The organism is uncultured Salinisphaera sp. (assembly GCF_964012375.1).
Lineage (GTDB): Bacteria > Pseudomonadota > Gammaproteobacteria > Nevskiales > Salinisphaeraceae > Salinisphaera.
Genome location: NZ_CAXGSH010000014.1, coordinates 1 through 14,692, shown reverse-complemented (window position 1 = coordinate 14,692; position 14,692 = coordinate 1). Strand labels below are relative to the sequence as shown.

Here is a 14,692-nt window from a genome sequence, read left to right as displayed (position 1 = left end):
GATGTCCATGCGCGTCGTCATTCATGCCCCCTGGCCGGCCGAGTACGTAGCCGAGCTGGCCCGCGCTCTGGCCGCACGCGACGACGTCGCGCGCCTGTGCCTGATCGTGCGCGCGGATTTCGCCTATGCCGAGGCGGCCGGCTGCACGATCGCGCGCTGCTATCCGGCGGCACGCGGCAAGCGCAATCGCTGGCAGCGGCTGAGCGCCCATGCCAAGGCGCTGGTGCGTACCGGCATGCGGATCTGGCGGGAACGTCCGCATGTCTTTCATGTCCAGGCACTGCATCAGCCGTTGCTGGACTGGCCGCTGCTGCTGATCGCGCGCCTGCGCGGGGCACGCCTGGTCTGGACCGCCCACAACAGCCTGCCGCATGAAAGCACGCGGTTCGATACGGTGCTGTTTCGGTTTATCTATCGCTATGTCGATGCGGTGATCGTGCATACCCGTTTCACCGCTCGTACGCTGGCAGAGGAGCTCGGCGTACGCCGCGACAAGGTGCACGTGATCGCACACGGCCCGCTCACTCTGGGGGCCGCACCTGCACCGTCCCGCGAGGCTGCGCGTGAAGCCCTCGGCGTGGTCGACGAAACCTTCCTGCTGCTGCTGTTCGGCCGAATTCGGCCTTACAAGGGGCTGGATCTGCTTGTATCCGCGCTGGATCGTATCGCAGACCCCGATATGCACTTGATCGTGGCCGGCGAAGATACGTTCGGCGAGGGCCGACGCCTGCTTGCCAACCGTAATGACGTGACCGCCGATCTGAGCCGGGTGGATGACCACACCACGGCCCGTTATTTCGCTGCGGCCGATCTGGTGGTGCTGCCTTATCGCCGTATCGATCAGTCCGGCGTGCTCATGCTGGCGTTGACCTATCGCTGTGCGGTGCTCGCCAGCGATATCGGTGGCCTGGCCGAGGTCATCGAGGACGAGCGCACCGGTTTTCTACTGGCACCGGTGGATGCCGAGACGCTGGCGGGCCGCCTGGCCGCTCTGAAGTCGCGCCCGGACGCGCTCGAGACCGTCCGGCGCAACGTCGCCCGGGCCCAGGACGGCGAACAGGGCTGGCCGCAGCTGGCCGCGCATACCGCCCATCTCTATCAACGGGTGATCTAGCATGCGCGTCGCCTTGCACAAACTCATACAGCCCCGCCGGCGCACGGCCGTCAAGACAGACGCGCGGGCGCACGACGACTCGGTGGCGCGCGCTCACGTACTCATCATCGTCGAGAATCTGCCGCTGCCCTTCGATCGCCGCGTCTGGCAACAGGCCTGTGCGCTACGTGATGCCGGCTATGCGGTCTCGATCATCTGTCCTGTGGCCGATGGCTATCGCGAACGCTATCTCGAGCTCGAAGGCATCGCCATTCATCGACACCCCCTGCCCAACGAAGCCAGCGGCGCCTGGGGCTATCCGCTGGAATACGCGACCGCCCTTTTCTGGCAACTCCTGCTGACCGCGCGTATCGGCCGGCGTCGGCGTATCGACGTCATTCATGCCTGCAACCCACCCGATACCATCTTTCTGGTGGCCGCCGCGGCCCGCCCGTTCGGCGTACGTTTTCTGTTCGACCATCACGACCTCTGCCCGGAACTGTTCGTTGCCAAGTTCGGCCACAGCGGCCCGATTTATCGGCTGATGCGCGTGCTCGAGCGGGCGACGTTTGCGATGGCGCGCGTATCGATCGCCACCAACGACTCGTTCAAGCGTATCGCCTGCACCCGCGGCGGCATGGACGAGGCCGACGTATTCGTGGTGCGCAGCGGCCCGAACCTGGACCGGGTTCGCCGGGTGGCGCCCGACCCGAGCCTGCATAACGGCCGTACCTATCTGGTGGGCTATGTCGGCGTCATGGGCGAGCAGGAAGGACTCGAGGATCTGCTGCATATGATCGCGGATATCGTTCACCGCCGCGACCGCCACGATATCCAGTTCTGTCTCGTCGGGTTCGGCCCGTCGCTCGACGGCCTGCGCCGCCTGGCCGAGACGCTGCAGATCGAGCCCTATGTAGATTTCCCCGGACGACTGGCCGGCGACGATCTGATGCGGGTGCTCTCCTCGGCCGATATCTGTGTCAGCCCGGACCCCAAGAACGACATGAACGACCAGTCCACCATGAACAAGATCCTCGAGTACATGGCGTTGGGCAAGGCGCTGGTCCAATACGACCTCACCGAAGGCCGGGCGTCGGCCGGCGAGGCGTCGTTGTACGCACGGCCCGGCGACCGCGCCGACTTTGCCGACAAGATAATCGCGCTCCTGGACGATCCGTCGCTTCGCCAGCGGCTGGGCGAGGTTGGGCGCCAGCGTATCGAAGAACGCCTGGCCTGGCACCACGAAATACCGCGCCTGCTGGCCGCCTACGAGCGGGTGCTGGCATGAGCGATACGCCGGAACAGGCCATCGGCCATCCGCGCATTCTGGTCATTTCGCCGGTTCGCGACGAGGCTCGCTTCATCAACGCGGCCATCGACAGCCTCAGCGCACAGACGGTACGCCCGAGCGCCTGGGTCATCGTCAACGACGGTTCCAGCGACGATACCTCGGCGATCGCCCGGGCGCGCGCGGCAGAAACCGACTTCATTCATGTGATCGACAAACCCGATCGTGGGCGCCGCGAAGTCGGTTCCGGCGTGATCGAGGCATTCAACTACGGCCTGGCCGCCGCGCCGATTGCGGACTGGGACTACATCGTCAAACTCGATGCCGATATCACCTACGGACCGCGCTATATCGAACGCATGCTCGCAGAGTTCGCGAGCGACGAGCAGCTGGCGGCGGTATCCGGGCGCGTGTTCCGGCCCGAGCCCGGCGGCGATGTCGAGGAGCGCAAGAGCCCCGACATGGTGTGCGGGCCGTTCAAGTTCTATCGGCGCGCCGCCTTCGAGGCCATCGGCGGCTTCGAACAGACGCTGCAATGGGACGGCATCGATATTCATCGGGCACGCATGACGGGTTGGCGTACCCGCAACATCCCCGACCCCGAAGCGCGAATTCATCACCACCGGCTGATGGGCTCGTCCCAGGTCAGCATCGTGCATGGCCGATTGCGCTGGGGGCGCGGCATTCATTTCATGGGCTACGACCCGGCCTATGCGGTGGCATCGGGTATCTATCGCATGCGCGACTGGCCCTACGGGGTCGGCGGTCTGCTCATCATCGCCGGCTATTTCGGCGCCGCGGCACGCGGTGTGCCGCGCTACCCCGATCCGGCATTCCGGCGCGATCTGCGCCGCTGGCAACGACGCCAGCTCGCTGCGCTGCCGGTGCGTTTACTGCGCGCTCTTCGGCGCGACCGTGACGCAAACGGGGCCGATCGATGAACGCCGGGACACGCACGTTTTCTGCGCCCTTGTTCCACGGCCTGGCGTATGGCGGGCTCAGTACGGGCCTGCTGTTGGCGATCGCGGCGCTGTCGCCCCAGGGCATCAGCGAGAACGACCGCGAGCTGGCGGTACTGGCATTTGCGGTGGTCGGCGTCGTATTCAGCCGCTACAACCTCATCTGGAAATGGCAGATGGGGCGACCGGGCTCGATCGGCACCGGGGTCATACTCAGCTGGCTGCTGTGCGCGGCCGGCTTTGTTTTTCTTGGCTTTCTCACGCGTCGCTCGGACGAATACGAACGGCGGGTCATCCTGCTATGGCTGCTGTTCACGCCGATGGTCTTCGTAATCGCGCATCACCTGGTGCGCTATATTTTCTTCCGATTTTTTCCCGACTCGATGAAATCGCGCAGCGCGGTCATCGTATTCGTCAACGAAGGCGCACAGCGGCTCGCGCATATCCTGTCCGCTCTGGACGTGCCGAAATTCCGGCTGCTGGGTTATTTCGAAGATCGCAGCCCGGAACGCGTCGGGCATCGCCATGAGGATCGTCCCGTGCTCGGCGGCACCGAGGATGTGGTCGACTACGTCAATCGCCACAGCGTCAACGTGGTATTCGTGGTGCTGCCGCTCGAGGGCGCGGAGCGCGCGACGCATATCGTTCGCCGGCTGGGCAACACCACGGCGTCGATCTTCTTCATGCCGACCTCCCCGCTGTTTCGCAGCGACCAGCTGCAGTTCGCCAATATTGGCGGTGTACCGGTGTTCTCGTTCAGCGACAACCCGTTCTTTGGCGCCGACGGCGTGCTCAAGCGGTTCATGGATATCCTGTTTTCCGCAGGCGTGCTGGTCGTACTGTCGCCACTGTATCTGCTCATCGCCGCGCTGATCTGGGCGACGTCGGGCCGGCCCGTAATGTTTACCCAGGAACGCTATGGCCTCGACGGCCGACGTATTCGGGTCCACAAATTTCGGACCATGCATGCCGCCGAGCCCGATGCCGGCGTGGCTCAGGCCACCCGCGACGACCCGCGGGTCACGTCGGTCGGGCGCCGGCTGCGCCGCATGTCGCTGGACGAATTGCCCCAGTTCTGGGACGTGCTGCGCGGCGATATGAGCGTGGTCGGCCCGCGCCCCCATGCCATCGAACACAACGAAACCTATCGTGGGCTGATCGAACGCTACATGCTGCGCCACAAGGTTCGCCCGGGCCTGACCGGCCTGGCCCAGGTCAACGGGCTGCGCGGCGAAATCCATGAGCTGGACTGCATGGAACGCCGGGTCGAGTACGACCTGCGCTATATCCGTACCTGGTCCCCCGGCCTCGACGTCTACATCATAATGCGCACGATTGCGCTGATCTTTCGCGATCGTGCGGCCTATTGAACTGCGCTACATGCTGGCAGCCTCGCTGGTGGCACTGCCCTGCGGTGCATACCCCGGCGAGCTGCGCCTGTCGCCCTATGTCGAAACCGGCATCAGTCGCGACAGCAACCTGTTCGCCTCCAGCGAAGACAGCCGCGAGGCCGACACGCAGCGCCGCGCCACCGTCGGCGCCGATGCGCGCTGGGGCATGTCGCGCCAGCAGCTGTCGCTGCATGTCGATCTGAGCGAGCTCAGCTACGTCAAGAACGAACGCCTCGATCACAGCGCCTACAAAGGCAACTTCGTTTGGAATTACGAAGTCGGCCATGCCCTGCGGGGCCGGGTCTATTACAACCGTTCGCGCCAGCTCACCGACTTCGAAAACCGCAGCACGCGCGAACAGGATTTCATTCGCCTCGCCAACCCGGGTATCGAGACCACGCTGGTCGTGACGCCGCACTGGCACGTCGTCGGCGGCGTTGACTATCGGACGCGCCAGCACACCCTCGACAGCGAACGCCGCTACGATCGCGACGAGCTCGAATCGCGCCTGGCACTGCGCTTTATCGGCTCACCGCAGGCCAGCCTGACTGCTGGCGTTGAACGTATCGACGGGCGTTACCCCGAGCGCGATCCAAACGACCCGCTCGCCCGCCGCTTCGTGCAGCATGAGCCGTTCGGGCGCCTCGACTGGCAGGTGTCCGGGCTGTCGCGAATTCAGCTGCGCGCCGGCTATGCGCACCGCGATAACCGCGGCGGACAGTCGGAGGATTATTCCGCGCCCACCGCGCGCCTGAGCTATATTCGCGACGTATCGGCGAAAACCCAGCTTCGCTTCACCCTGTCGCAGGATATCTACTCGGCCGACAACATCGATGCCAACGCCCTGCGCAACCGCGGCGCCGAGGTTGCGCTCGACTGGGAATACGGCCCGGCCATCGAGCTGACCGCGCGCGGCGCCTGGAATCGACGCGATTATCAGCAAACGTCGGTGGCCGACGATACCCGCCAGGACGAAGTCCGCAACTACGGGCTGGACCTGACCTGGCGGCCACGGCCACAGCTGGCCCTTATCGCCACCGGCGAGCGCGTCATTCGCGACTCCAGCGAGCCGGCCTTCGACTATCGGGAGTGGATCGGCGGCATCGCGGTCCGGATCACGCTGGATCCGCTGCCGCAGTAGCCGTGCTCAGGCCGGCACGCCGGGTTTGCGTCCACGCAGGGCGTTGATCACCGAATAGAGCAGCGCGCGCTGAAACACCAACGCCAGGGCGGCGTAGACGAGCACGCCGGCGCCTACCTGGACGACCAGCAAGAGCGCAGCCGATGTGCCCGGCACCCACCACCGCGCGACCGCAACCACCGACAGCGCCATGATCGTGGCGTTGGCCAGGCTGGGCAGCACCGAGCGCACAAAGGCGCCCCGGTCGATACCGAACACCGGCCGGGCAACGGTGAGATAGAAGCCCGCCATGGCCGCGGTCGAAACCATGCGCGCCACGCCGATCGCGATCAGCCCCAACGGCGCCAGCAGCCAGAGCGCGGCGGCGACGCAAACCAGCTCCGCGGTCAGGGCCAGACAGCACAGGCGTGCCTCGCCACGCGCGGCCAGCGCCGTCATCAGAAAATGCGTGGTCGCCCCCACACCGGCGGCCAGCGCGAGCCCCGCCGCGATGGGTCCGGCCGCGGCCCAGCGTTCGCCGCCAAGCAAGGCAATGAGCGTTGGCGCACAGGCCGCCAGCCCAAAGAACACCGGCAGCAAGATCATCGAGGTATGCGACACCGTGCTGGCCACCGCGGCCCGCAGGCGCTGCGGTGCATCCTGGGCGCGCACGAAAAACGACATCGCGATGTTGTGGCTTACCGAGGCCGTGGGCCCGCGAACCGGCTCGATGATGCGCAACGCCATGTTCAGATAGCCGGCGCCTTCGAGGCCGAACAGCCGTGCCACAACGCCCTGGAACACGGCATCGCCGGCCTTGTCCACGCAGCGCGCCGCAAAGAACCAGCCGGCCACGCCCGAGAGTTCACCCAGGCCGTCGAGCGACCAGGCCGGGCGCAGGCGGATCGGATTGTCGACGATCAGCCACAGCAGCGTCGCGAAACGCGAGACCAGGCGCACCGCCAGCAGCGACCACACCCCCACGCCCGAGAAGACCAGGGCCAGGCCAACGCCCACGCCGAGCGCATCGCCGGCCAGGTTGGACCAGGCAATTCGAGCGAAGGCCCGGTGGCGGCGTGCCATGGCGGTAAAGATCGCCACCCCCGCATGGGCCAGCAGGATCGGGCTGAAACCGGCGACCAGCCAGGCCAGCGTGACCGTTTCGCTGGTGGCCGGATAGACACGCGCGATGACCGCGGCGGCCGCAAAGCTGGCCGCGATCAGCGCAACCGAGCCGGCCAGCACCAGCGCCAGCGCACCGGCGAAATGCGAGCGCGAAATCACCCGCCGTTGTACCAGCGATTCCTCGAAGGGCGCGGTCACCACGATCGCCAGCAGGCTGACGACTACGATGGTCAGCGAGGCGCGGCCGAATATTTCCGGCGACAGCCAGTAGGCAAACACCACCGTGGTCAGCAGCTTCAACAGAATACGTCCGACGGCATCCGCCAGCGACGACGACAGCCATTTCAGCATGGCGTGACCTGCGTTTTGCGACACGGACGCGCGACAATACGCGCATGACACGCGATCACTGCCTCGAAGAGATAATCGCCGGCCTTTTGCCGACAGGCGCGGTCGTACGCGCGGGGCCGATCGCCCCGGCCGGCGCCCTGCCGCCCGCCGAGGCGGCGCTGATCGAACGCGCGGTCGAGGCCCGGCGTGCCGAATTCGCGAGCGCGCGTACGCTCGCCCGCGCGGCCCTGGCTGCCCTCGGACGACCGGTCGCGGCACTCGGCGCCAGCCACGACGCCGGCCCGGCCTGGCCGGACGACGTGACCGGCAGCCTCACCCATGCCGACGGGGTGGCTGCCGTCGCCGTGGCGTATCGGCATACGATCGGCGCGATCGGTATCGATATCGAAGGCCCGCGCACGCTGGACGCGCCGGTCTGGCCGAGCGTATTCACGGCCAGCGAACGCGCGAAGCTGATCGACGAGCGCGATGCCGTACGCCTGTTCTCGGCCAAGGAGGCGGCCTACAAGTGCCTGGCCGGTCTCGGTCAGGCAACGACCGAATTTCTCGATTTCGAATTGATCGCAGCGGCGGATATCTATCGTCTGCGATTCGTCGCTGTGACGCGACACAGCGAAAATATCGTCGTACGCAGCCGCGTTCAGGGCGAGCGCATCGTCTGTGTCGCCTATGCTCATTCGCCCGCGGGCCAACCGGCCTGAAGCCAGGCGAGAAGCGTCTCGATCAGAATCATGCGCTCGGCGTTGCGGGAAAAGGTGTGATCGGCAGACGGCAGAAAATGCTCCTCGAGAGAGCCGCCCGGATGTACGCCGGCCTGCGCCAACGCCCGGCGTAGCTGCCCGGCATGGTTATAGTAGCTGTGCGTCGCGCCGGAATAGGCATAGAACAGCCGTACCCCGCGTTTGACGAGCATGTCCAGATCGCGGGCCAGCGTGTCGCGCTCGGGCATCTGAAAGAAATCCACGCCCTCGAGCACCGCCCGGTCGGCGTCGGCCGGCGCGCCGAACTTGCGTTCGAACCAGTTCTGCCAGCGTCTTGGCGAGGCCAGCCGATGGGCGACATAGCGCCATTTGAAGCCGGCCGTAATGGCGCCATGGCCATCGATCTGGGCCATGCCCACGACCGCGTCGTTGGCCAGGGCCACCCGATGGGCGTCGTCGGCGCCGCTGCACAGGCCGAACAAGACCACGCCGGACGCGCCGGAACGCGCTTGCAGCAGCTCGGTGGCGGCAGCGCATTCGGCCAGCAGCTCGTCTTCGCGCTCGGCGGCGAGCGGTCGCTGTGGCTTGCGGCTTTCGCCCATGCCGGCATAGTCGAAGCGCAGGCTGGCAAAGCCGGCATCACCCAGCGCCCGGGCCACCGCGACCGACAGCCCGCGTGGACCGACTCGATGCTCGAGCCCCGAGTTGAGAAACAATACCGCGGGGCGCTCGCGCGCCTGCGCTGTATCCGGCTCGCACAACATCCCCACGAGATGAGATTCATGACCGAAATGCAGCGGTGTTTCACGCATCTCAGGCGAGCACCCGGTCGAGCATGGGCTGGGCCGACTGCGGCAGTGCGACTCGACGGTACTGCGCGCGTATGTCCATCCAGTCCATCGCCTCGGGCATCTCGAGAACGTGGCCGCCACGGGCGCTGACCGTATCGATGATCGGCTGGGGCGACTCGCCGGGGCTCAAGGCCAGATCCCAGTCGTCCGTTCGCGTCTCGCCATAGTTCATGAGCTGCACGCGGGCGAGTTCGTCGACCACCGGCGAAGGCCAGTGAAAGCCCAGATACTCGTCGCCGCCACGCTCGGCATGGTGATGGCGAGATGGCCGGTACCGGTTCATGTTATGCGTCTGGCTTTCGTGCATCACCGCGATCTGCTTGAGATAGGTTTCGCCGTCGACCACCGGATCCCAGAACAACAGGCGTCGGCGCTCGCGCGTCTGGGCGCTCGCAGCGGCCGCGATCAATGCCCCGACCCGTACCCCGACAATCCGCACGTGCGACAGCGCGGTGGTGTCGCGCAGCCAGGCAATAGCTTCGCCGGTATTGGCGACCCAGCGCGCCCAGCTGGCTTCGTGCTGGCGACCATGGCTTTCACCGGTACAGGCATAGTCGAAACGCAGCACATGCGCATTGCGCGCGGCCGCCGTTTCGGCGAGCTGCCAGCAGGCCCGATAGGCCCGCATATACTCGTAGCCGATCCCCTGACAGATCAATAGAGCGGTTTCCGGGCCCGGCGCATGCGCTGGCGGCTGATGGTAGGCGCCGTAGAGCGCACCCCCGGCACCGAAAAAGAACGGCTGCATCGCCACCTCAGGACGGCCGCGTCAGGCCCAGGCGCGCCATCAGACCGTCGCGGCGGCTGCCCGGGTCGCCCTCGCCGTCTTTGGTGTCGTCGCCTTGCGGATCCGATTCGGCCGATACTGCGCTGGAGTCCACGCTCGACGGTGGCTGATCAGCGGCCGCCGCCACGGGTTGGGTCGGGTTCGTGCTGGCCAGCCGCATGGCCAGCTGGGCCAGACTGTCGAGCATCATCGCTCGTACCGGCACTTCCACGCCGTGCCGCTCTCGGGCTGCGGCTACCGCGCGTACGGCCAGCAGGGAATGGCCGCCCATATCGATGAACGTATCCTGTGCGCCGGGCGCTATGTCATGGCCGAGGGCCTCGGCCCATAGCGCGGTGACGGCATCCACGGCAGCGGCATCCGCCCACGGGGTCGCCGCCTCGTTGCGCGTCGGCTCGAAAGGGTCAACGAGCGCGTTGCGATCGATCTTGCCGTTGGCCAGGCGCGGCCACGCGCTCTGAACCACGAACTGCTGGGCAACCATATGCAGCGGCAGACGCTCGCGCAGATACCGCCGCAAAGCGGTCGGTTCGACATCCTTATGGCCGACCGCTGGCTTCCACCACGCCACGAGCTGGTCGTCGCCCTCGCCGGCCGAACGTACGCCCACCACGGCTTCTTCGACCGCCGGGTGGGTGGTGAGGGCGGTCTCGATTTCGCCCAGCTCGATGCGATAGCCGCGCAGCTTGACCTGGGTATCGGCACGGCCAATGAACTCGATACGGCCATCGTCGCGCCAGCGACATAGATCGCCGGTGCGATAGCGCCGTGCGCCGGGGCCGCCGTCCGGGTCCGGTATGAAACGCTCGGCGGTCAGCGCGTCGCGGCCGACATAGCCGGCGCTCACACCGGCCCCGCCCACCAGCAGCTCGCCGGTTTCGCCGACCGCGACCGGTCGATCCTGGGCGTCGACAATACAGGCACGCCAGCCGGGGATCGGCGGCCCGATGGTTTGCGGACCGTCGGCGTGGCGTTCCCCCACCGTTGCGAATACGGTCGTTTCGGTCGGGCCATAGCACTCCATGACTCGAGTCATCCCCGGCTGGGCCGCGAGTTTCGCCACCAGATCCCGGCGCAGCGGTTCACCGCCGACGAACACCGTGCGCACGCTGGCCGGCAGTTCAACGTGGCGTAATAGCGCTGCAAAAGCCGACGGCACGCCACTGACGATCGTTGGCGGTGTCGCCAGCGGATTGACCAGCGCCAGCAAATCGTCCACCAGCACGACGGTTTTGCCGCGAGACAGCGGCACGAACAGCTCGAACACCGAAAAATCGAAACAGATCGAGGCCGAGGCGAGCATGCGTTCGATTTCGGCATCGTCCAGCGCCTGTTTCGCCCAGGCCAGAAACGCCATGACGTTACGATGGCGCACCGACACGCCCTTGGGCCGACCGGTCGAGCCCGAGGTATAGATCACGTACGCCTCGCGCTCGCCGTCGACGCCCGGCTCGGGCACCGGCCCGGTCGCAGCCATGGCCGCTTCCAGGCTTAGCGACGGCGCATCGGCCAACGACCGCTCAGGCTGGTCGACCAGGGTAAGCGCGACCGCGCTGTCCTCGGCGGTGAAACGCAGACGCTCGATCGGATAGGTCGGATCCATGGGCACATAGGCCGCCCCGGCCTTGAGCACGCCCAGTATCGCTGCAATCAACGCCGGCGTGCGCGGCGCGCACAGCCCGACGCGATCGCCCGGGCCCACACCGCGCTCGGCCAGTGCGGCCGCGATACGATCGGACGCCTGCGCCAGACCTGCGTAGTCCCAGTCGCCGCTGGCATGGGCGATGGCGATGCCGTTCGGATTAGCGGCCGCTGCCCGGCCCAGTGCCGTCACCAGATCCGCGTTCGTATCGAGCGGCAATGCCGGCGGATTGAAGCGCGCGCCGGGGTCGTCGCGCACCGCCGCACGGACCGGCAGCGTATCGAGAGCCACGTCGATATCGTCAACCACCGCGGCGAGCACCGCCTCGTAGTCGGCCAGCCAGGCGCCCATCATGTCGGCATCGAACAGCGCGGTGGCGTAATCGCAGTCGATCCACCATTCGGCCTCGCCGATTTCCAGATCGAAATGCAGGTCGAACTGGGTCGTGGTCTTGACCGGTTCGTCGAGGGTGCTGGTCAGACCAGGCATGACGGGATGGCCATCATCCGGGGCGCAGTTGAACACGATCTCGGCCAGCGGCAGGCGCGACGGATCACGCGGACCGGGCACCTCGCGCAGAATCTGACCGAAGGTGGCCCCGGCATGTGCGCTCGCGCCGCTGATCATGCGGCGCACCGTGGCGAGCAGATCGGCGAACGAGGCATTGTCGGTCGCGGTGAGCCGTAGCGGCAGCGTCTGCACGCAGTGACCGAAAAGCTCGGTCTGTCCTTCCAGCACCTGCCCGGCGACCGGCATGGCGATCACGATATCGCGCTGGCCGGTCAGGCGCATGACCAGCGCGGCGAAGGCGGCGAAGGTCACGGCATAGCGGGTGATCGAACGCTCGGTGGCAACGGCGGTAACGCGTTCGGTCACCGCGTCCGAAAGGCGATGGCGCAGGGTCGATCCTTCAGCCCGGCGTGGTACCGGACGAGCGCCACGGGTCGGCAGGCTCAGCGGCGGCGGCGGGCTCGCATAAAGCTCGCGCCACCAGGCCAGATCGGGCCCGGCATCGCGGGCGACGAGTGCCTGTACATGCTGTGAGAACGGCACCGCGGCGGGCAGCGCCGGCGGTCTGTGTTCGAGTTTGGCCGCGTACAGAGCGCTCAGGTCGCGGAAGAACAGCATCGACGACCAGCCGTCGCACACCAGGTGATGCAACATCACGCCGACGTCGTAGCGATCGTCGGCGACCCGATGCACTGCCACTTCGGCCAGCGCGGTGCCCGGATCCGATAGGTCGAGTATGCGATCGCTCATGGCGCCGATCGCGGTATCGGCTTCATGCTGCGGCTGCTCACGATCGCGCTGATCGACCCAGTGCAAACCCACAAGCCGCGCATCGCCGGCCCGATACTGGCTTTCGCCGTCCGCCGTAAAACGCAGCGACAGGGCCTCGTGCCTCGCGGCGGCCGCCTCGACGGCAGCCGTGAACGCGGCATGGTCGAGCGAGCCTTTCAGCCGCAGGCGACACACCTGGTTATAGGCCGCGGCCACGTCGGGGTCTACCTGCTGGGCCAGCCAGATCTCGCGCTGGGCCTCGATCAAGGGCATTGCCTCGCCAACCGCCAGGCCATGCGTATCGGCGGCATTGCGATCGGCCGGTGCCGCGCCCGGCGCGCCCGGCAAGGCGCCCGCCTCGACCATCGCCGCCACGCCGTCGAGAATCGCCCGTTCCACGGTGGCGATATCGTCTTCGGTATGCGCTATCGAGAAAAAGCAGTTCTGAGCGGCGTCGCGGACGTACACGCCGTGTGCGACCAGCCACGGCGCCAACAGCACGGCCAAAGGCTGGTCCGGGGGCGTATCGAAACGAAACCAGGACGAAAAATGGCGAATACGAAGCGGCACGCCGCCTGCCTCCATCGCCCGATTGATGCGCTGGGCGAAACCGGCGGTGGCCGCATCCAGCGCCCGCTGGGACGCGCCGGCATCGGTCTCGATCCAGTCGAGTACGACATCGGCGGCCGCCATGGCCAGCGGATGCCGGACATGGGTGCCGGCAAAAAACGTCATGGCTGCTTCGGGCACGGAGTCGTCGTCGAAGCGCCAGCGCCCGCCGTCGATTGCATCCAGCCAGCGGGCGCTGCCGGCCAGCGCGCCGATGGGCATGCCGCCGCCGAGAATCTTGCCGTAGGTACACATGTCGGCGCCGATATCCCAGCGCCGGTTGATGCCGCCGGGCGCACAGCGAAATCCGGTGATCATCTCGTCCAGAATCAACGCCGTGCCGGATTGTGCGGTGATACGTCGAAGCTCCTTAACAAAGGCTTCGGGCTGATGATCCGGATGCCGGCTCTGCACCGGCTCGACCAAAACCGCCGCGATCCGGTCGGCGTGCTCACGCAGAATCGACAGCGACTCCTGGGTGCCGTAGTCCAGCACCATCACGTCGTCGACGCTATGCCGGGCCGCACCCGGCACGCCCGGGCGCGTACGCAGCTGATCGCTGGCCACATGGGCACGGCCGAGCACTTCGTCGAAGGTGCCGTGGTAGTCGCCGGTGAAATACACCACGGTATGCCGCCCGGTGACGGTACGGGCACAGCGCAGTGCGGCCATGACCGCTTCCGAGCCGGTGGTGGTGAAGGTGGCACGCTCGTGTCCGGTCAAGCGGCACAGGCGTTCGGCCACGCGCGGGGCCGAGGGTATCTGCGGGCCCAGTTCGATACCGCGGTCGAGCTGGGCATGTACGGCCTGTCGAACCGCCGGATGCCCGTGGCCGAGAAACGCGACGCCCAGGCTCATGGTGACGTCGATATAGTCGTTGCCGTCGATATCGGTGAGTCGGGCGCCGTCGCTGGCCTGCATGGCGATCTGGTAGGTCAGTCCCTTCCAGTCGCGATGAAAGCCGACCACGTGCCGCGGATCGGCCATGTGGCGCGGCCCGCTTTCTGCCAGTGCACGCGATGACGGCGTGCGTTGTCTCAGGCGCGTGGTCAGTGCCGCGATGAAGTCACGCTGGGCGGCGGTCAGTGTCGTGCCGCTGCCGATCGCCACCGGCTTGTAAGGCCCGAACCGGCCGCTCTGCCCGCTCGACTGGCTGGCCTGGGGGCGGCCGTGCAGGGCCACGGCGGTGCCGGTGTCGCCGCTGGAATGGCTTGGTGCGGCGGGCGGGACGTCGGGTGTTGGCTGGACGACAGGCGTCGCGGCCGGAGCGGCGCCGAGCAGGGCCAGCTGCTGCTGCATCAGCGCCAGCTGCTGTTCGACGATACGGTGGGTATCGCTGCCTGCAGGCGTGTTCGCTGCCTGAGACGAAGACGTCCAGGCTGCCGGCTGCGGCGGTCCCGCAGGCGCCGATGCGCCGGGTACGGTGGCTGGCTGCATCGCCGTGGGCTGTGTCGCCGTCGGCTGGGCGGGTACAGCCTGCGCTGGCGCCGGCTG

Annotated in this window: 10 protein-coding genes; 6 read left to right on the top strand and 4 right to left on the bottom strand. The window is 66.9% G+C overall.

Annotated elements, in window-relative coordinates; all coding sequences use genetic code 11:
* The first annotated feature begins 1 nt into the window (after window position 1).
* The 5 genes from ABNU97_RS04130 to ABNU97_RS04110 all read left to right on the top strand — a co-directional run bounded on the left by ABNU97_RS04130 (window position 2) and on the right by ABNU97_RS04110 (window position 5,872).
* A complete protein-coding gene (locus ABNU97_RS04130; RefSeq protein ID WP_348765485.1) occupies window positions 2-1,114 on the top strand; it encodes a glycosyltransferase family 4 protein in 1,113 nt (370 codons plus the stop codon).
* A gap of 82 nt (window positions 1,115-1,196) precedes the next feature.
* Window positions 1,197-2,381, top strand: coding sequence for a glycosyltransferase family 4 protein (locus tag ABNU97_RS04125; RefSeq protein ID WP_348765484.1), 1,185 nt, complete (start codon window positions 1,197-1,199; stop codon window positions 2,379-2,381).
* Window positions 2,378-3,322, top strand: coding sequence for a glycosyltransferase family A protein (locus tag ABNU97_RS04120; RefSeq protein WP_348765483.1), 945 nt, complete (start codon window positions 2,378-2,380; stop codon window positions 3,320-3,322). The genes ABNU97_RS04125 and ABNU97_RS04120 overlap by 4 nt, the downstream gene beginning before the upstream one ends.
* Entirely contained in the window at window positions 3,319-4,710 is a 1,392-nt protein-coding gene (locus ABNU97_RS04115) for an undecaprenyl-phosphate glucose phosphotransferase (RefSeq protein ID WP_348765482.1), read from the top strand. Before ABNU97_RS04120 ends, ABNU97_RS04115 begins: the two co-directional genes overlap by 4 nt.
* Window positions 4,697-5,872, top strand: a complete 1,176-nt coding sequence (locus tag ABNU97_RS04110) for an outer membrane beta-barrel protein (RefSeq protein ID WP_348765481.1) — start codon at window positions 4,697-4,699, stop codon at window positions 5,870-5,872. Before ABNU97_RS04115 ends, ABNU97_RS04110 begins: the two co-directional genes overlap by 14 nt.
* A gap of 6 nt (window positions 5,873-5,878) precedes the next feature.
* Here ABNU97_RS04110 and ABNU97_RS04105 read toward each other — a convergent pair whose 3' ends face one another.
* Complete coding sequence (locus tag ABNU97_RS04105) at window positions 5,879-7,327, bottom strand: oligosaccharide flippase family protein (RefSeq protein ID WP_348765480.1); 1,449 nt, start codon at window positions 7,325-7,327, stop codon at window positions 5,879-5,881.
* Between the two features lie 44 nt (window positions 7,328-7,371).
* Here ABNU97_RS04105 and ABNU97_RS04100 point away from each other — a divergent pair, with 44 nt between their 5' ends.
* The gene (locus tag ABNU97_RS04100) at window positions 7,372-8,028 is read left to right on the top strand and encodes a 4'-phosphopantetheinyl transferase superfamily protein (RefSeq protein ID WP_348765479.1); all 657 of its coding nucleotides are present in this window, start codon (window positions 7,372-7,374) and stop codon (window positions 8,026-8,028) included.
* Here ABNU97_RS04100 and ABNU97_RS04095 read toward each other — a convergent pair.
* The 3 genes from ABNU97_RS04095 to ABNU97_RS04085 are packed head-to-tail and all read right to left on the bottom strand — an operon-like array spanning window position 8,001 to window position 14,635.
* Complete coding sequence (locus ABNU97_RS04095) at window positions 8,001-8,840, bottom strand: hypothetical protein (protein ID WP_348765478.1); 840 nt, start codon at window positions 8,838-8,840, stop codon at window positions 8,001-8,003. The genes ABNU97_RS04100 and ABNU97_RS04095 overlap by 28 nt on opposite strands.
* A gap of 1 nt (window position 8,841) precedes the next feature.
* Window positions 8,842-9,627 (bottom strand): hypothetical protein, encoded by a 786-nt coding sequence (locus tag ABNU97_RS04090; protein ID WP_348765477.1) that lies wholly within the window; start codon window positions 9,625-9,627, stop codon window positions 8,842-8,844.
* A 7-nt stretch (window positions 9,628-9,634) separates the two neighbouring features.
* A complete protein-coding gene (locus ABNU97_RS04085; protein WP_348765476.1) occupies window positions 9,635-14,635 on the bottom strand; it encodes an amino acid adenylation domain-containing protein in 5,001 nt (1,666 codons plus the stop codon).
* Between the last annotated feature and the right edge of the window lie 57 nt (window positions 14,636-14,692).